Source organism: Paraburkholderia sp. CNPSo 3272, assembly GCF_024206495.1.
Classification (GTDB): Bacteria; Pseudomonadota; Gammaproteobacteria; order Burkholderiales; family Burkholderiaceae; genus Paraburkholderia.
Window position 1 is genome coordinate 68,788 of record NZ_JAMBPQ010000012.1, and the last position, 17,100, is coordinate 85,887.

The following is a 17,100-nucleotide window of genomic DNA, read 5'->3' on the forward strand; positions in this document are numbered from 1 at the left end:
ACGGAATAGTCTCCAGTGGTCTTGTTGCATATTTTCTTACCGCATACCTTGGAGGCCATATCCTTAAACCAAGAGACGGAGACAGACGACATGCAAGCCAAGGGCATTGAGGACCAGGCCGCCCAGCGGTCTGGCCAGAAGCAGGTCCACCCCTGCGACGAGCGCCTGCCGTTTAGCCAGTTGCTGACACTCGGCATCCAGCACGTGCTCGTGATGTACGCAGGTGCGGTGGCCGTGCCGCTCATCGTCGGGGGCGCGATCGGGCTGCCGAAGGACCAGGTCGCCTTTCTCATCAGCGCCGACCTGTTCGCCTGCGGCATCGCCACGCTGATCCAGACGCTGGGCCTGTGGATCTTCGGCATCCGTCTGCCCGTGATCATGGGCTGCACGTTCGCCTCGGTGGGCCCGATGATCGCCATCGGCACCAATCCGTCGCTCGGCCTGCTCGACATCTTCGGCTCGACCATCGCGGCGGGCGCAATCGGCATCGTGATCGCGCCGATGATCGGCAAGCTGCTGCGCTTCTTCCCGCCTGTCGTGGTGGGCACCGTGATCGCAGTGATCGGCCTCTCGCTCATGGAAGTGGGCATCAACTGGGCCGCGGGCGGCGTGGGCAACCCCGACTACGGCAACCCCGTCTACCTCGGCCTCTCGTTGCTCGTGCTGATGCTGATCCTGCTCATCAACAAGTTCGGGCGCGGCTTCATCGCCAATATCTCGGTGCTGCTCGGCATTGTCGCGGGCTTCGCCATCGCGCTCGCGCTCGGTCGCGTGAACCTCGAAGGCATGGCTAGCGCCCCGTGGGTCGGCATCGTCATGCCGTTCCACTTCGGCATGCCGAAGTTCCATATCCTGCCGATCGCGACGATGGTGATCGTGATGTTCGTGACCTTCATCGAATCGACGGGCATGTTCCTCGCCGTGGGCGATATGGTCGCGCGCCCCGTCGATCAGGCCATGCTCGTGCGCGGCCTGCGCGTGGACGGTCTCGGCACGATGATCGGCGGCATCTTCAACTCGTTCCCGCACACGTCGTTCTCGCAGAACGTGGGCTTGATCGGCGTGACGGGCGTGAAGAGCCGCTATGTATGCGCGATGGGCGGCGTGATCCTCGTGCTGCTCGGCCTCTTCCCGAAGATGGCGCAGATGGTCGCCTCGGTGCCCGCCTTCGTACTGGGCGGCGCGGGCATCGTGATGTTCGGCATGGTGGCGGCGAACGGCATCAAGGTGCTCTCGCGCGTGGACTTCGTGAAGAACCAGCACAACCTCTTCATCGTGGCCGTGAGCGTGGGGTTCGGCCTCGTGCCGGTGGTGTCGCCGCACTTCTTCGCAAAGCTGCCGCCCGCGCTTTCGCCGCTGCTTCACAGCGGCATCCTGCTCGCTTCGGTTTCGGCGGTGGTGCTGAATCTGATCTTCAACGGCGCGAAGAGCGAAAAAGCCGCCGAGCGCGCCATCCGCCGCGCCGGTCACGATCTCGAAGGCCGTCCGAATGCGGATCAAGCGCCGGATGCGGGCCACGAAATGCCGCGCTCGGCCGCGCACTGAGTCGATCTCACTGGACGCATCGAACCGGGTTTGAACGTATTGAGTTGACGCGAGAGGTGCCCCGCTCGCAGGTGCCCATCCATACACAGGCGGGCGGGGTCTTTTGCTGGTTCGGCGCCATGGGAAACCATGGCGCTTTTTTTGACCCGCTTACCCAGCACAACCCCTGGCGGGCATGAAACGCAAAATTTCGGCAATGTTGATCAAGATCGCATAGTTTCAGCACATATCTCAATAAGTTCGCCCAACATGCTTCATAGTCGATATTCCGTCCGACACTCCGCCGGGACGACTTTGAACTGGATAAGAGGAAAACTTGATGACCGACCGCAACACTCGCCAACCGACGCAGGATGCGGATAGCCTTGAATAACGGAAGCAGCAAATAAAAAAACGCCACGGTCTCCCGTGGCGTTCTGGCTTCCGATTCCGAAACCGTAGCGCGTTATCCCGCCGTCGCCGCCGAAGCCGCCGCCGGCGCGCTGGCCGCACCGTAATCGGCCGGCGCATCGGGCTCGCGCGGCGTCTCGCCCGACTGCGCGATCCAGCCGCCGCCCAGCGCGCGATACAGATCGACGAGGTTGGTCAGGCGCGCGAGGCGCGCCGTGACGAGCGACTGCTGCGCCGAGTAGAGGCTGGTCTGCGCGGCGAGCACCGGCAGATAGCTGTCCACGCCGTTCTTGTAGCGCAGCTCCGAAAGCGTGAGCGAGCGCTGGTTCGCAAAGGTGCTGCGCTCGAGCGCGGCGATCTGCTCGTCGTAGGTGCCGCGCGCAGCCAGGCCGTCGGCCACTTCGCGGAACGCCGACTGGATCGACTTTTCGTAGTTGGCGATCTCGATGCGCTTCTCGACGTTCGCGAGTTGCAGGTTCGCGATGTTCGAGCCGCCTTCGAAGATCGGCAGCGTGATCTGCGGCACGAAACTCCACGCCGCCGTGCCGGCCTTGAAGAGCCCGCCGAGCGACAGGCTTTCGGTGCCGAACGCCGCCGTGAGCGAGATCTTCGGGAAGAACGCCGCACGCGCCGCGCCGATGTTGGCGTTTGCCGCAAGCAGCGTCTGCTCAGCCTGCATGATGTCCGGACGACGCGTGAGCAGATCCGAAGGCAAGCCTGCCGGAATGTCGTTGAGCAGCGCCTGGCCGTCGAGCGGCAGACCCTGCGGCATATCCGCCGGCAGCGGCTCGCCGATCAGCAGCACGAGCGCGTTTTCGGCCTGGGCGCGTGCCCGCAGTTGCGCCTGCATGTTGGCCTGCGCGTTCTCGACCACGGTTTGCGCCTGACGCAAATCGAGTTCGGTGCCGGTGCCCGTATCGAACTGCGCCTTCGCGATGTTGTACGAGTCCTGCGCCGTCTTGAGCGTTTCCTGCGTGACCTTGAGCAGGTCGTCGTCGGAGAGCATGGTCAGGTACTGATCCGCGACTTCCGAAACCAGCGTGATCTCGGCCGCCTTGCGCGCATACGCCGTCGAGAGGTACTGCGCCAACGCCTGGTCCTTCAGGCTGCGGATGCGCCCCCAAAAGTCCAGCTCCCACGACGCCTGCACGCCCACGTTGTAGACGCTGTAGGGGTTGCTCGGCGCGGTCTGGAACGCCTTTGGCACACGCGTGCGTGTGTCGGTGCCGGTGGCGTTGATCGCCGGGAACAGCTCGGCGCGCGTGATCTGATACTGCGCGCGCGCCGCCTCGACGTTGAGCACCGACACGCGCAGATCGCGGTTGTTCTTCAGCGCGATGTCGACGAGCTGCTGCAGGCGCGGATCGACGAAGAACTCGCGCCAGCCGATGTCGGTCGCCGCGGCGCCATTGGCGCTCGGGGCGGCCTGGCCGTTCTGACCGTTCTGGCCATTCGCGCCCGCAGCAACGGGCTGCGTGGCGTACACGCCGCCCTGCGGGAAGCTCTGCGACACCGGCGCTTCGGGCCGGTGGTACCACGGCTCCATCGTGCAACCCGCGAGAAGCGCGGCGGCCGCTGCAATTACGGATAATTTATGCATCTCAATGTCCTTCCTTGCCCGGGCCGTCGCCGTTGCTGCCGTCGTTGCCACCTTCGCCACCACGGTCGTTGCCACCCGTGCCACCACCATTCGCGCCATTGTCCTGGTCGTGGTCGTGCGCGTGGTGCTCTTCGTAGTGCTGGAGCGCGACGTCCGGGTCTTCCTTCTCGCCGGCGAACTTCGCGCGAATCACCACGAAGAACATCGGGATCATGAAGATCGCGAGGAACGTTGCCGTGATCATCCCGCCGATCACCCCCGTGCCGATCGCGTGTTGCGAAGCCGAACCGGCGCCGTTGCTGATCGCGAGCGGCAGCACGCCGAGAATGAACGCCATCGACGTCATCAGAATCGGCCGCAGACGCAGTCGAGAAGCTTCGAGCGCCGCCTCGATCGGTCCCATCTTTCCTTCGGCCTGCAGGTCGCGCGCGAACTCCACGATCAGAATCGCGTTCTTAGCCGACAGACCCACGGTGGTCAACAGACCCACCTGGAAGAACACGTCGTTCTCGAGGCCGCGCAAGGTCACCGCCAGCAGCGCGCCGAGCACGCCGAGCGGCACCACCATGATGACCGCGAACGGAATCGACCAGCTTTCATACAGCGCCGCGAGACACAGGAACACGACGAGGATCGAGATGCCGTACAGGATCGGCGCCTGCGAGCCCGACTGGCGCTCCTGATAAGAGAGCCCCGTCCATTCGTAGCCGATACCCGCGGGCAGCTTCGCCGCGATCTGCTCCATGGCCGTCATGGCCTGGCCGGTCGACTTGCCCTGCCCCGCCTGACCCTGGATTTCCAAAGCGGAAATGCCGTTGTAGCGTTCGAGCTTCGGCGAACCGAAGGTCCAGCGGCCTTTCGCGACCGAGCCGAACGGCGCCATCCCGCCCGCGCTGTTGCGCACATACCAGAGGTTCATGTCCTCCGGCGTCATGCGGAACGGTGCATCGGCCATCACGTACACCTTCTTGATACGGCCGTCCGTGTCGAGGAAGTTGTTCACGTACGCCGACGCCCACGCGATCGAGAAGGTCTGGTCGACCGCGGCCGCCGTCACACCGAGCGCCTCGGCCTTTTCCCGGTCGATGTCCACGGTGAACTGCGGCGTGTCGTTCAGGCCGTTCGGGCGCACGAGTGCGAGCGTCGGATCCTTCGCAGCCATGCCGAGCAGCATGTTGCGCGCTTCCATCAGCTTCTCGTGACCGAGACCTCCGCGGTCCTGCAATTCGAAGTCGAAGCCCGACGCGGTGCCGAGTTCAGGAATCGAAGGCGGATTGACCGGGAACACCATCGCGTCCTTGTAGCCCGCGTAGTGCATGAACATACGCCGCACCAGCGCCTGGACCTTCTGGTCCGCGTTCTGACGCTGCTTGTAGTCCTTCATCCGTACGAACACGAGACCCGAGTTCTGGCCACGGCCCGCGAAGCTGAAGCCGTTCACCGTGAACACCGACTCGACGATGCTGCCTTCGTCCTTGAGCAGCCAGTTCTGGATGTTGGCGAGCGTGCGTGCCGTCGTTTCCTGGGTCGAGCCCACGGGCGTCTGCACGATCACGAACATCGTGCCCTGGTCTTCATCGGGCAGGAACGACTTCGGCAGGCGCACGAACAGCAGGCCAACCGCGACGATCACCGCCAGATAGATGATGAGCCAGCGGCCCGAGCGCTTGATCACGTGGTGCACGCCGGAGTGGTACTTGTCGCGGCTCGTCTCGAACGTACGGTTGAACCACCCGAAGAAGCCCTTCTTCTCTTCGTGATGGCCCTTCGGAATCGGCTTGAGGATGGTCGCGCACAGCGCCGGCGTGAGAATCAGCGCGACGAGCACGGACAGCACCATCGCCGCCACGATCGTGAGCGAGAACTGCCGGTAGATGGCGCCGACCGAGCCGCCCGAGAACGCCACCGGCACGAACACCGCGGAAAGCACGAGCGCCACGCCAACGAGTGCGCCGGTAATCTGGCCCATCGCCTTGCGGGTGGCCTCCTTCGGCCCTAACCCCTCTTCCACCATCACCCGCTCGACGTTCTCCACGACCACGATCGCGTCGTCCACCAGCAGGCCAATGGCGAGCACGAGGCCGAACATCGACAGCGTGTTGATGGAGAAGCCCACCGCCGCCATCACCGCGAACGTGCCCAACAGCACCACCGGCACCGCGATCGTCGGAATCAACGTCGCGCGCAGATTCTGCAGGAACAGGTACATCACGAGGAACACCAGCACGATGCCTTCCAGCAACGTCTTGATCACTTCCTCGATCGACAGGCGCACGAACGGCGTCGTGTCATACGGGTACTTCACGACGAGACCGTGCGGGAAGTACTTCGAGAGGTCGTCGATCTTCTGGCGCACGAGCTTCGCGGTCTGCAGCGCGTTGGCGCCCGTCGCGAGCTGAATGCCCAGACCGGCCGTCGGCGCACCGTTGTACTTCGTGTCGAAGTTGTAGTTTTCGCCGCCCAGACCGATACGCGCCACGTCCTTCAAGCGCACCTGCGAGCCGTCCTGGTTCACCTTCAGCAGGATGTTGCCGAACTGCTCAGGCGTTTGCAGCAGCGTCGATTCGGTGATGGTCGCCTGGAACGCCTGCCCCGCCACCGCCGGCGTGCCGCCCAGCTGACCGCCCGCGATCTGCACGTTCTGCGCGGTGATCGCCGCCGTGACGTCGGTTGGCGTTAGCTGGAAGTTCGTGAGCTTGTTTGGATCGAGCCAGACGCGCATCGCGTACTGCGAGCCGAACAGCGTGACCGTACCCACGCCGTCGATACGGCTGATCGGGTCTTTCACGTTCGACGCCACGTAGTTCGCGAGGTCGTACTTGGTCATGCTGCCGTCTTCGGACACGAACGCGAGCACCAGCAGGAAGCTGCTGCTCGATTTCGTGACGCTGATACCGAGCTGCTGCACCACCTGCGGCAGGATCGGCGTGGCGAGCTGCAGCTTGTTCTGCACCTGCACCTGCGCGATGTCCGGGTTGGTTCCCGCCGCGAACGTCAGCGTAATCGTGGCCGTGCCCGAGTCATCGGAAGTCGACGAGATGTACAACAGGTGGTCGAGACCGCTCATCTGCTGCTCGATCACCTGCGTAACGGTGTTTTCCACCGTTTTGGCCGACGCGCCCGGATAGTTCGCGCTGATCTGGATGGAAGGCGGCGCGATGGTCGGATACTGCGCGACCGGCAGCGTGAACACCGACGCCACACCCGCCAGCATCAGGATGATGGCGATCACCCATGCAAAGATTGGGCGATCAATAAAGAACTTTGCCATGAAGCAGGCTCCCCGTTATTGCGCTGCGGAGGCGGCAGGTGCAGCCGAGGCAGCCTTCGGCCCCGATGCGGCGCTGGCGGCGTTCGCATAGCCGGAAGCCGTTGCCATGTCAGCCGAAGGCGCGCCCTGCGGCGGCGGCGGCGGCAGCTGCGCGGGAACCGGCTTGACCTGCGCACCCGGCTTGACCTTGTCGGTGCCCTGAACGATCACGCGGTCGCCGGCGTTCAGACCGCTCTGGACGACCCAGTCCTGACCCTGCGTGCCCGCCGTGGTGATCGGCGTCGGCACGACCTTGTTGTCCTGGTTGACGACGTACACCGAGGCCTGCCCCTTCTGGTCATGCTGCACGCCGACCTGCGGGACGAGGAACGCGTTGTTGTTGATGCCTTCTTCGATGCGCGCGCGCACGAACATGCCCGGCAGCAGCACGCGGTCGGCGTTCGGGAAAATCGCGCGAACCGTGACCGAGCCCGTGGTCTGGTCGACGGTGACGTCGGAGAACTGGAGCTTGCCCTTCTCGGAATAGGTGCGGCCGTCTTCGAGGACGAGCGAAACCTTCGCGGCGTTCGGGCCGTTGGTCTTCAGGCGACCTTCCTGGATCTCGCGGCGCAGCTTCAGCCCCTCGAGGCTCGACTGCGTCACGTCCACGTACATCGGATCGAGCTGCTGCACCGTCGACATCAGCGTGGCCGCGCTCGCCTGCACATAGGCGCCCGGCGTGACCTGCGAGATGCCGACCTGGCCCGAGACCGGCGAAACGACGTCGGTATAACCGAGATTGATCTGCGCGGTGTCGACTGCGGCCTTGCCGGCGGCGACGTCGGCTGCGGCCTGGCCCTGGGCGGAAACCGCGTTGTCGTAGTCCTGCTTGCTCACCGCGTTGGCCTGCACGAGCACCTTGTAGCGCGCAACCAGTGCGTTCTGCGTGACGAGGTTGGCCTGCGCCTTGGCGAGCGTGGCCTTGGCGTTGTTCAGCGCGGCGATATACGGCGCGGGGTCGATCTTGTAGAGCCGCTGGCCGGCCTTGACGAGCGCGCCTTCGGTGAATTCGCGGCGCAGCACGATGCCGTCCACCCGTGCGCGCACTTGCGCGACGAGATAGGCGCTGGTGCGGCCGGGAAGCTCGGAGACGACCGGCACGGCGGACGGCTGGACGGTGACGATACCCACTTCGGGGGTTTGCGGCGGCGGCGCCGACTGCTTTTGCCCGCAGGCTGCGAGCACGATGGCAGCCGTCGCGACACTGATTAGGCGGAATGGAACCCGTTCGACGCGCATGGAGCGACCTCTGTCTATAACTGACAATAAAAGCGTGCGGCGTCCTGCACGAGGAGGACGACCACGCACGCCAGCATCTGGCAAATACCTGACGGATAAGCCCGGTACTTCTTCTAGAAAGGCGCGTTCCGGTTCTGCATATCCGTCCGGGCGATACTGCCGCGCGCCGCCGCGAGAGGCGTCGCGCATTGGGGTTTCTACGACCACTTGGCCAAGGACGGATATTAACCGGACATCACCACTTGAGGCACCCAAGTGGTGGGGTGCTATTATAGATACATTCGCGAACGAATGTAAAAGGACGTTACGTAACGGTGGAGTAGTGCTTCAGGAGCGATCCGCGCGTTACCTCCATATTACATATCAATACATTACGGTTCGAACCCCGAATACCTTTCTTGACTAACCCCGCTCCAACGCACAGACATTACAAAATGGTCCGCCGAACGAAAGAGGAAGCGCTGGAGACGCGCAACCGGATCCTCGACGCCGCCGAACACGTCTTTTACGAAAAGGGCGTGTCGCGCACTTCGCTGGCCGACATCGCCCAGACCGCGGGCGTGACGCGCGGCGCGATTTACTGGCATTTCGAGAACAAGGGCGACCTGTTCACGGCCATGTTCGATCGCGTGGTGCTGCCGCTCGACGAGCTGAAGGTGGCGTCGACGGATCCCGGCGAGCCCGACCCGCTCGGGCGCATGCGCGACCTTTGCATTCTGTGTCTGCGCAATACGGCAACCGACGTGCGCCGCCGCCGCGTGTTCGAGATCCTGTTCCTGAAGTGCGAGTTCGTCGAGGAGATGGGCCCCGTGATGGCGCGCCATCAGACCGATATGCACGAGGGGCTGGCCAGTATCGAGCAGGGTTTGCGCAATGCGATGTCGAAAGGCCAGCTGCCCGCCGACCTCGACCCCAAGCGCGCTTCGCGCGTGCTTCATTCGTTCATCGGCGGCGCGCTGCGCGACATGGCGATCCTGCCGGACGTGTTCGACGTGGCGAGCAATGCCGAGCTGCACGTCGACGCGATGCTCGACGCGCTGCGCTTCAGCCCGTCGCTGCGCATGGGCGCGAGCGAGCGGGACACCTGACTGACGCGCGTGCGCATCCCGGATCGATCGAGGCGGCCCGCTGACGAGGCCGCCTTTTTCTTGACTGCTCAGGCCGGCACGCGGTTCGCGCGGGCCCGTTGATTCGACGCGTAGATGTTGTCGCGCGCGAGCGGCACGCATTTTTCGACGGCGGCAAGCCATGCATCCGTGCTCACGACCGCGGCAAAGCGCGTGTGCATCACCGCGCTGAACACGCGGTGAATCTCCTCGGCGCTAGCGGTTCCCGCCTCGTTCGCATACGGCACCGCACCGGTCGCATCGGCCAGAAACTCCACCGCAAGACCCGCGTGTGTCGCCTCGAACACCGTCGAGGCGTCGCAGTTGTGCGTCATATAGCCCACCACCGTGAGCGTGTCGATGCCGCGCCCGGCCAGCCACGCTTTGAGATCGGTGCCCGCGAAGGCGCTCGGCAGCGCTTTTTCGACGTAGTGATCGCGCTCGCGCGAGGCCACGACCGGATGCAGTTCGGCGCCCACGCTGCCGCGCGCGAACAGCGGCGAGTCCGCCGGGGCGAAGTTCTGCACCACCACGACGGGCACGCCGGCCGCGCGCGCGGCGTCGATCGCGCGGCCGATATTGGCGAGTGACGTCTCGATGGGTGGATATTCGATCGGCAGATCGCCGCTGACATATTCGTTCTGCACGTCGATGACGACGAGCGCCCGGCGCGGATTCGCGGACATGGCCATGCCTCCTGGGGTTGAAAGGAACCGACCGGTCCGAAGACGCGAAGTCGATGGCGGGATTGTGGCGCCGCGCGCGCCCACGCGACAGTGGCCCGGATGACAACTTTCGCTAGAATCGGGCCATTCCTCTTCGGGACTCGTCATGGCCACTGCTACCCATCAGGCTCCGTCACCGGCCCCGTTGCGCGTCGCCGTGATCGCCTTCGACCGCATCAGCCCGTTCCATCTCTCGGTGCCTTGCGTCGTTTTCGGCGAAGACCGCAGCGAAGGCGGCGTGCCGCCGTTCGAACTCACCGTCTGCGCGGCGGAGCCCGGCACGCTCACCACCACGGCAGGCTTCACGATCGGCGCGCCGCAGGGCCTCGAAGGGCTGCGCGGCGCGCACGTGATCGTCGTGCCGAGCTGGCGCGATACCCACGAGGCGCCGCCCACCGCGCTTTGCGACGCGTTGCGCGACGCGCACGCAAGCGGCGCGATCCTCGTCGGGCTATGTCTCGGCGCCTACGTGCTCGCGCACGCGGGCCTGCTCGACGGCCGCCCGGGCACCACGCACTGGGCCGCCGCCGACGACTTCGCGCAGCGCTTCCCGGCCGTGCGCTTCGATCCGGGTGTGCTCTACATCGACAACGGCGACCTTCTGACCTCGGCGGGCACCGCGGCGGGACTCGACTGCTGCCTGCATCTCATGCGGCGCCTGTGCGGCTCGGGCGCCGCGAACTACGTGGCGCGGCGGCTCGTCGTGCCGCCGCATCGCCAGGGCAACCAGGCCCAGTACGTGCAGCAGCCGCTCGCGGCGGCCGGGCGCGGCGAGCGGCTGCCGGGTCTGCTCGAGTGGATTCGCGCCCACCTCGACGCGCCCCACACGCTCGACTCGCTCGCGCAGCGCGCCCTGATGAGCCGGCGCACCTTCACGCGCCAGTTCCGTTCGACGACGGGAACGACGGTGAGCGCGTGGCTTCTCGGCGAGCGCCTCGCCCGCGCACAGCAGTTGCTCGAAAGCACCGAACAGCCGATCGACGCGATCGCCCAGCGCGCGGGCTTCGGCTCGGCCGCGTCGCTGCGTCAGCATTTCGTGGAGGCGTTCAGGATTTCGCCGTCGGCGTGGCGGCGGGAGTTTCGGGGGGCGTGAACGGTTCTTTGAGCGGTTCGGCGACCGGCGCACCTTCCGCGCGCCGCCCGTTGCCGAATTCAGGTCGCGGTAAACCAGCGGGCCGCATACAGCAGCAACGCGACGAAAAAGATCATCGCGGCCCACGCCCAATACGGCATGGCGTGCGGCGGCGGTTCGTGATTCAGCGTGCTTGCCGCGCGGCCCGAAAGCGTGCCGCCCGCATGGTGCTGCGGCAGGATATGCGCGCGCCGGGCCAGACCGGCGAGGTTGATCGGCCGCAGGAACACATGCTGCCGGCGCGGCTGCTCGCCCGCTACGCGGTTAGGCGCCTGGCCGTGCTTGACCGCAACCACGGCGCAAAACTCCGTGAAGAAGTCGTCGGCAAGCTCGTGCAGGGCGTTCTCGATCTGGCGCGGCGGCAACTCGGAAAGCGGTCCCGTGAGCGTGGCCCACACCGAGTAGTCGATTCGCGTGCTCACATCCGCGCCGACACCCGGCTCCCGCGCCGTGGCGCGCTCTTCGGGGCGCAGCGCCACATCGATCTGGCCGCGCAGCGAGCCGATGCCGTCCGCGCGGGCGCGAAAGCTCAGCACGCGTCGTGGCGTGAGCGGCACCTGCGCCGTGTCACTGGCAATATGGGCACGCACCTCGTAGCGCGCGCGCAGCGGCCCGAGCGGCACCGTGAGCGTGATCGCGTATTCGCCGGGGCCGAGCCGCCTGAACGACTCGCAATGCTCCATGCTCGCGCGCACGAGCGCTACGTCCTGCAGCGCCGCCCACACGGCGGCCGGTTCGAGCGGAATTCTCAACGCATCGTTCAGTTCCATGGCGCTCCCCACCGGGCCCTTTCAGGAGGTCTGGTCGATCCGGTCCACGCGAGTCGCGTAGAAAGCCAGATACCCCTTGATGCCGCTTGCGTCATCGAGCGGCGCTTCGTAGCTCCAGGCGGCGTCGTCGACGCGCCCGTCTTCGGTACGCAAATGGAAATACGTCGCCTCGCCCTTGAACGGGCAATGCGAGGTCTGTCCGGAGCGTTCGAGCCGCGCCATGTTCACGTCGGCGCGCGGAAAGTAGAAGACGTCGGGATAGCCGGTTTCGCAAAGGGTGACGGCGTGCAGCGTATCGGCGATGGTGATGCCGCCATGAATCACGCGCACGCGGTGACGGTTCGCGACGAGTTCGATGCGATGGTCCGCATCCGGTTCGACCGCCATGTTCGGCTCCCCTGTTGGTAGGCGGCGCCTGCGGCGCCCTGCCCTCGCCGGGCGGCTGGCCGCACCGGTTCGCGTGGCCCGCCGCCAGGAAGGCGCGTGCCGTGCAATGCCACGGGATGGCCGCTTGCCAGTAGCTTTTTGCCGCGCCGATCAACGCAATCGACGGCGACCGACGGCCACACGCGAACTCGCTCACGAACCGCCTGAGCGATCGCGGCCTCCCCTCGGCTTCATTATCGGCCAAACTCGTCCTGGCTGTGCGAATCTTATGCGCGGCGCGCGTGCGGGAGCGCCCCAACGCGGCCGGGCCCGGCCAGGCGGCTTACCAGATGAATGCCGCCCGCGCGCTGCCGTTCGAGCCCACCGTCACGGCGCTCGTCTTGTCGACCCCCGCATGCCTCACATGCACGCTATAGCGGCCCGGACGCACCCTGACGAGCATATAGGGCCCGCGGGACGTCGTATCGAGCACGCTCGCGCCGTGCGAGTCGGTGATCTGCACATGCACATCAGCGACGTACTCGCCGCTGCGCTGCGTAAAGCGCAATGCAAGCGGCCACTCCCGCTCCGCGCCGAGCAGCGCCTTGGATTCGTCGAGGCCCACGCCGCCGGAGACGAACGACACGTCGCCCTGCTGCTGGACCTGCGGCATGCCGCCGCCATTGGTGTTGCCGGCGCTCGTGGTGTCGGTGGTCGTGCCGCCGACCGTGCCCGAGGCATCGGCCTGCTGTGCCGCCGCGCCGCCCGCGTAGCCAAAAGCAAGCGTGGCCGCGAGAATCGCCGCGTAAGCGGTCGTATGGACGGGGCGCGAGTTGCGCAAGCTCTTCATCGATCGCTCCTTTCAGGTGGTCCGATGTAATGCATCCGCAAGGCGCGTGCCCGAGCCGCGCGCAGAAGGGTTTTGTGCTCCGAAAAAAAACGCTGCCGCCGAGGCCAAAGGCCACGGCGGCAGCGCGGGTACAACGTCATGAAACCTGCTCTCGCCGCGAATCCGGCGCACGGAGCCGGATTCGCGACAGCAGGGATCAGCCGAGATCGACGGGCACGAAAATCTGTGCGTCGTCTCGCTGGATCAGGAGTGCAATGCTGTTGCCAGCCTTCGAAACCATTTGCTTGAGCTGATCGGCGCTCGTCACGGGGCGACCGTTCACGGCGAGAATCACGTCGCCGGGCTGGACACCCGCGTTTTCGGCCGCGCCACCCGACTGCTCGACGAGCAGACCGTGGTCGAGCGAGCCGTTGTTCTTCTCTTCCGGCGTGAGCGGGCGCACCGCGACGCCGAGGCGCCCTTGCATCTGCGCCTGCGGTGCGTCGTTCGAAGCCACCTTCGCGTCACCGAGCGTGCCGATGGTTGCGCTGAGGTCCTTCGTGCTCTTGTCACGCCACACCTGAACATCGGCCTTCGTGCCCGGCTTCATGCCCGCGATGAGCGAAGGCAGAGCGGATGAATCGTCCACGGCCTGGCCGTTCACGGACAGGATCACGTCGCCGGGCTTCAGGCCTGCCTTCGCGGCCGGACCGCTCGCGTCCACCGAGCTCACCAGCGCGCCGCGCGGCTTGTCCATGCCGAACGAGTTGGCGAGCGTCTGGTTCATCGACTGGACCGCGACGCCGAGACGCCCGCGGCTCACATGACCGGTCTTGACGAGTTCGTCCTTGACCTTGATCGCCTCATTGATCGGGATTGCGAACGAAAGACCCTGGAAGCCGCCCGTCTGCGAATAGATCATCGAGTTGATGCCGATGACTTCGCCCTGCAGATTGAACAGCGGGCCGCCCGAATTGCCGGGGTTGACCGGCACGTCGGTCTGGATGAACGGCGTGTAGTTTTCGTCCGGCAGCGAACGCGACTTCGCGCTGATGATGCCCGAGGTCACCGTGTTGTCGAAGCCGTACGGCGAGCCGATCGCCACCACCCACTGGCCGACCTTGCTTTGACGCGGGTCGCCGATCTTCACGGTCGGCAGATCCTTCGCGTCGATCTTGAGCACGGCGACGTCCGACTGCTTGTCCGCACCCACGACCTTCGCCTTGTATTCGCGCTTGTCGGTGAGCTTCACCGTCACGACGTTGGCGCCGTCCACGACGTGCGCGTTCGTGAGAATGTAGCCGTCCGGGCTGACGATGAAGCCCGAGCCGAGGCTCGCGCTAGGCTGGTCCGCCTGCGGACCATTGTCGCCGCCGCCCATGCCGGGCGCGCCGCCATAGAAGTGCTTGAAGAACTGGTAGAACGGATCGCTCGGATCGATCGGCAGTTGCTGCGAGCCGCTGCCGCCGCTGCGCAGCGCCGTCTGCTTCACGACGTGCTTGGCGCTGATGTTGACCACCGCGGGCCCGTAGGTTTCCACGAGACCCGAGAAGTCGGGAATGCCAGTCTTGGCTGCCGCTTCGGCGGGCATCATCGCCGCGGCCTGGGCCGGCGAGATGACCTGCGGAGCAGGCAGATCACGGTGCCCGGCTACGTAGCCCGCCGACAATGCGACGACCACGGCGGCTGCCACGGCACTGCGGGAAAGCACTTTTGTATTCATTGCGGACTCCTTGCGCGGGGTACTCATCACGACGTAACGAAGAGTAAGCCGTGTCGCTTAAAGGAGTCTTAAGTACGCGGAAATCGCAATAATCGCGCAAACGCCCGCGCCGCGGGCATTTGCGGGCGGTCCGGATTCAGAACCGCACGTCCACGAGCAGGCCGCCGGCGGGCGAATCGCCGAGCGTGATGGTCGCGTCGTGCTGATCCGCGATTCGTCGCACGATAGCGAGTCCGAGGCCCGTGCCGGCGATGTCGGTGCGCGCGCGATTCGCGCCGGCGCCCACGCGATAAAAGCGATCGAACACGCGTGCACGCTCCTCTTCCGGAATGCCCGGCCCGCTGTCCGCGATGCGCACGCGCGGATGCCCGTCGACGACAGCGAGGCTCACGTCCACGCGGCCGCCCGCGGGCGTGTATTTGGTCGCGTTGTCGAGCAGGTTGTTGAGCATCACGCGCAATGCATCGGCGTCGCCGTGCACGCTCGCCGCCGCGCTTTCCTCGATGCCGAGATCGACGCCGCGCTGCTGCGCGAGCGGCGCATAGTTGAGCACGCAATCATCGAGCAGCGCATGCAGATCGACGTTTTGCGCACGCGCATGACCGTCGGGTTCGGAACGCGCGAGGGCGAGCAGCTGCTCGGCGAGACGCGTGGCGCGCGTCACGCCCGCCTGCAGATCGACGAGCGCTTCGCGGCGCGTTTCGTCATCCCTTGCGCGCGCAACGAGTTGCGCCTGGATCTGCACGGCCGCCAGCGGCGTACGCAACTCATGCGCGGCGTCGGCGACGAACGCCTTCTGCGTGTCGATGGCCTGCGCGAGGCGTTCGAGCAGCGCATTCAACGCATGCACGAGCGGCGTGACTTCGCGCGGCAGACGCTCTTCGGGCAGCGGGTCGAGCGCTTCGGGATGACGCGTGTCGAGCGCGCGCGCGACGCGCGAGAGCGGCCTGAGCCCGCGCCCCACCATGATCCAGACGGCGATGCCGAGAAACGGCAGCACCACGATGAGCGGCCAGAGGGTGCGCAACGCGACGTTCGCGGCGAGCCGGTTGCGCACGGAAACGGGCTGCGCGAGCTGCACGACGTTGTCGCCGACGATCGCGCCATACACGCGCCAGTCGCCGCGATCGGTGCGCTCCGTGGAAAAGCCGAGTTCCGCACGCGGCGCGAGCGGCGCACGCGGATGCGAGTAGTACATGAGTACGCCGTTGCGATTCCAGATCTGCAGCACGATGCCTTCGTCGCCCGTGTCGCGCGAACTGAGGATCTCGTTGAATGGCTCGGAGGGCAGCGCCTCGGCGATTTCCTGCAGCTGATAGTCGAACAGCTCGTTGGCTTCGGCGAGCGCCTGGCGATAGATCAGCCAGCCCGCGAGCCCGACGCCCGCGACGACGATCGCGAGCAGCCAGAACAGCAGTTGTCGTCGGATGGAACTCATCGGCTAAAGGGGGCTCCCTGTCGATCCGGAGGTAGCGCTTCGGCGCTGACTCGGGTCCCATGCATGGCAGCGCTCGATGACCTGCTTCATGCGTCTTTGGCGATCATGTAGCCGAGACCGCGCACGTTGCGGATCAGGTCGGCCCCGAGCTTCTTGCGCAGCGCGTGAATATAGACCTCGACGGTATTGCTGCCGATCTCCTCGCCCCAGCCGTACATCTTCTCTTCGAGCTGGGTCTTCGAGAGCACCGCGCCCGGCCGCGCGAGCAGCGCCTCGAGCAGCGCGAATTCGCGCGCCGAGAGCGCAACGGGCGAACCGTCCTGAGTGACCTGGTGCGAAGCCGGATCGAGCGTGATCGAGCCGTGACGGATGGTCGAATCGCTGCGGCCCGCCTGGCGGCGGATCAGCGCGCGCATGCGTGCGCCCAGTTCGTCGAGATCGAAGGGCTTGATGAGGTAGTCGTCCGCGCCGGCGTCGAGACCCTTCACGCGGTCGGCGACGGCGTCGCGCGCGGTGAGGATCAGGACGGGCAGCGCCGCGCCGCGCGCGCGCAGCGTGCGCAGCACGTCGAGACCGTCGCGCCGCGGCAGCCCGAGATCGAGCAGCATGAGGTCGTAAGAATCCGCGCTCGCGGCCGAGAGGGCGGCGTCGCCGTCTTCGACCCAGTCGACCGCGAAGCCTTCGCCGCGTAGCGCCTTGCGCACGCCTTCGGCGATCATGCGGTCGTCTTCGACTAGCAGTATGCGCATCGTAATGTTGGCCGGGCGGCGCCGCTGGCGCCGCGCTGCAGGAGTGGATGAGGATGCGAGCATTCTAGCGCCTGAACAGGGGCGCCGCGCCGCTGCGGCACGCAGCCGGTCGCGATGCAATGGCGCGCGTGATGGGCAGTGTTTGAATCACGCCACGCAATGTGCAGCGTTTTCTCGC

Annotated in this window: 13 protein-coding genes; 3 read left to right on the plus strand and 10 right to left on the minus strand. The window is 65.9% G+C overall.

Going from position 1 to position 17,100, the window contains the following annotated elements:
* Window positions 1-90 precede the first annotated feature (90 nt).
* Window positions 91-1,545: a nucleobase:cation symporter-2 family protein gene (locus M3I53_RS17005; protein ID WP_254317063.1), complete on the plus strand. Its 1,455-nt coding sequence runs from the start codon at window positions 91-93 to the stop codon at window positions 1,543-1,545.
* Between the two features lie 445 nt (window positions 1,546-1,990).
* Here the strand turns inward: M3I53_RS17005 and M3I53_RS17010 are convergent, their stop codons facing one another.
* From M3I53_RS17010 to M3I53_RS17020, 3 genes are read right to left on the minus strand one after another with little or no spacing between them, the layout of a single operon-like run.
* Complete coding sequence (locus tag M3I53_RS17010) at window positions 1,991-3,535, minus strand: efflux transporter outer membrane subunit (protein ID WP_254317064.1); 1,545 nt, start codon at window positions 3,533-3,535, stop codon at window positions 1,991-1,993.
* Window position 3,536: 1 nt separating this feature from the next.
* On the minus strand, window positions 3,537-6,806 hold the full coding sequence (locus tag M3I53_RS17015; protein WP_254317065.1) for an efflux RND transporter permease subunit: 3,270 nt from the start codon (window positions 6,804-6,806) through the stop codon (window positions 3,537-3,539).
* A gap of 15 nt (window positions 6,807-6,821) precedes the next feature.
* On the minus strand, window positions 6,822-8,084 hold the full coding sequence (locus M3I53_RS17020; protein ID WP_254317066.1) for an efflux RND transporter periplasmic adaptor subunit: 1,263 nt from the start codon (window positions 8,082-8,084) through the stop codon (window positions 6,822-6,824).
* 434 nt (window positions 8,085-8,518) lie between these two features.
* Here M3I53_RS17020 and M3I53_RS17025 point away from each other — a divergent pair, with 434 nt between their 5' ends.
* Window positions 8,519-9,172, plus strand: a complete 654-nt coding sequence (locus tag M3I53_RS17025; RefSeq protein ID WP_254317067.1) for a TetR family transcriptional regulator — start codon at window positions 8,519-8,521, stop codon at window positions 9,170-9,172.
* Window positions 9,173-9,240: 68 nt separating this feature from the next.
* On the opposite strand, the gene M3I53_RS17030 is transcribed toward M3I53_RS17025, so the two are convergent.
* On the minus strand, window positions 9,241-9,876 hold the full coding sequence (locus tag M3I53_RS17030; protein ID WP_254317068.1) for a cysteine hydrolase family protein: 636 nt from the start codon (window positions 9,874-9,876) through the stop codon (window positions 9,241-9,243).
* Between the two features lie 145 nt (window positions 9,877-10,021).
* On the opposite strand from M3I53_RS17030, the gene M3I53_RS17035 reads away from it, so the two are divergent.
* Window positions 10,022-11,008, plus strand: a complete 987-nt coding sequence (locus tag M3I53_RS17035) for a helix-turn-helix domain-containing protein (RefSeq protein WP_254317069.1) — start codon at window positions 10,022-10,024, stop codon at window positions 11,006-11,008.
* 59 nt (window positions 11,009-11,067) lie between these two features.
* On the opposite strand, the gene M3I53_RS17040 is transcribed toward M3I53_RS17035, so the two are convergent.
* The 6 genes from M3I53_RS17040 to M3I53_RS17065 all read right to left on the minus strand — a co-directional run bounded on the left by M3I53_RS17040 (window position 11,068) and on the right by M3I53_RS17065 (window position 16,922).
* Window positions 11,068-11,817 carry a CoxG family protein gene (locus M3I53_RS17040; protein ID WP_254317070.1) on the minus strand — a complete coding sequence of 250 codons (750 nt, stop codon included), beginning with the start codon at window positions 11,815-11,817 and terminating at the stop codon, window positions 11,068-11,070.
* Between the two features lie 21 nt (window positions 11,818-11,838).
* The gene (locus M3I53_RS17045; protein ID WP_069262841.1) at window positions 11,839-12,204 is read right to left on the minus strand and encodes a DUF427 domain-containing protein; all 366 of its coding nucleotides are present in this window, start codon (window positions 12,202-12,204) and stop codon (window positions 11,839-11,841) included.
* Window positions 12,205-12,526: 322 nt separating this feature from the next.
* Window positions 12,527-13,033, minus strand: coding sequence for a carboxypeptidase-like regulatory domain-containing protein (locus tag M3I53_RS17050; protein ID WP_254317071.1), 507 nt, complete (start codon window positions 13,031-13,033; stop codon window positions 12,527-12,529).
* Window positions 13,034-13,229: 196 nt separating this feature from the next.
* Window positions 13,230-14,735 carry a DegQ family serine endoprotease gene (locus M3I53_RS17055; RefSeq protein ID WP_254317072.1) on the minus strand — a complete coding sequence of 502 codons (1,506 nt, stop codon included), beginning with the start codon at window positions 14,733-14,735 and terminating at the stop codon, window positions 13,230-13,232.
* A gap of 136 nt (window positions 14,736-14,871) precedes the next feature.
* Entirely contained in the window at window positions 14,872-16,173 is a 1,302-nt protein-coding gene (locus M3I53_RS17060) for an ATP-binding protein (RefSeq protein ID WP_254317073.1), read from the minus strand.
* Between the two features lie 86 nt (window positions 16,174-16,259).
* Window positions 16,260-16,922 (minus strand): response regulator, encoded by a 663-nt coding sequence (locus M3I53_RS17065; protein ID WP_028205939.1) that lies wholly within the window; start codon window positions 16,920-16,922, stop codon window positions 16,260-16,262.
* Window positions 16,923-17,100 lie beyond the last annotated feature (178 nt).

Coding starts and splice junctions, on each gene's coding strand:
- M3I53_RS17005 (WP_254317063.1), top strand. CDS start 91: ATGCAAGCCAAGGGCATTGAGGACCAGGCCGCCCAGCGGTCTGGCCAG.
- M3I53_RS17010 (WP_254317064.1), bottom strand. CDS start 3,535: ATGCATAAATTATCCGTAATTGCAGCGGCCGCCGCGCTTCTCGCGGGT.
- M3I53_RS17015 (WP_254317065.1), bottom strand. CDS start 6,806: ATGGCAAAGTTCTTTATTGATCGCCCAATCTTTGCATGGGTGATCGCC.
- M3I53_RS17020 (WP_254317066.1), bottom strand. CDS start 8,084: ATGCGCGTCGAACGGGTTCCATTCCGCCTAATCAGTGTCGCGACGGCT.
- M3I53_RS17025 (WP_254317067.1), top strand. CDS start 8,519: ATGGTCCGCCGAACGAAAGAGGAAGCGCTGGAGACGCGCAACCGGATC.
- M3I53_RS17030 (WP_254317068.1), bottom strand. CDS start 9,876: ATGTCCGCGAATCCGCGCCGGGCGCTCGTCGTCATCGACGTGCAGAAC.
- M3I53_RS17035 (WP_254317069.1), top strand. CDS start 10,022: ATGGCCACTGCTACCCATCAGGCTCCGTCACCGGCCCCGTTGCGCGTC.
- M3I53_RS17040 (WP_254317070.1), bottom strand. CDS start 11,817: ATGGAACTGAACGATGCGTTGAGAATTCCGCTCGAACCGGCCGCCGTG.
- M3I53_RS17045 (WP_069262841.1), bottom strand. CDS start 12,204: ATGGCGGTCGAACCGGATGCGGACCATCGCATCGAACTCGTCGCGAAC.
- M3I53_RS17050 (WP_254317071.1), bottom strand. CDS start 13,033: ATGAAGAGCTTGCGCAACTCGCGCCCCGTCCATACGACCGCTTACGCG.
- M3I53_RS17055 (WP_254317072.1), bottom strand. CDS start 14,735: ATGAATACAAAAGTGCTTTCCCGCAGTGCCGTGGCAGCCGCCGTGGTC.
- M3I53_RS17060 (WP_254317073.1), bottom strand. CDS start 16,173: ATGAGTTCCATCCGACGACAACTGCTGTTCTGGCTGCTCGCGATCGTC.
- M3I53_RS17065 (WP_028205939.1), bottom strand. CDS start 16,922: ATGCGCATACTGCTAGTCGAAGACGACCGCATGATCGCCGAAGGCGTG.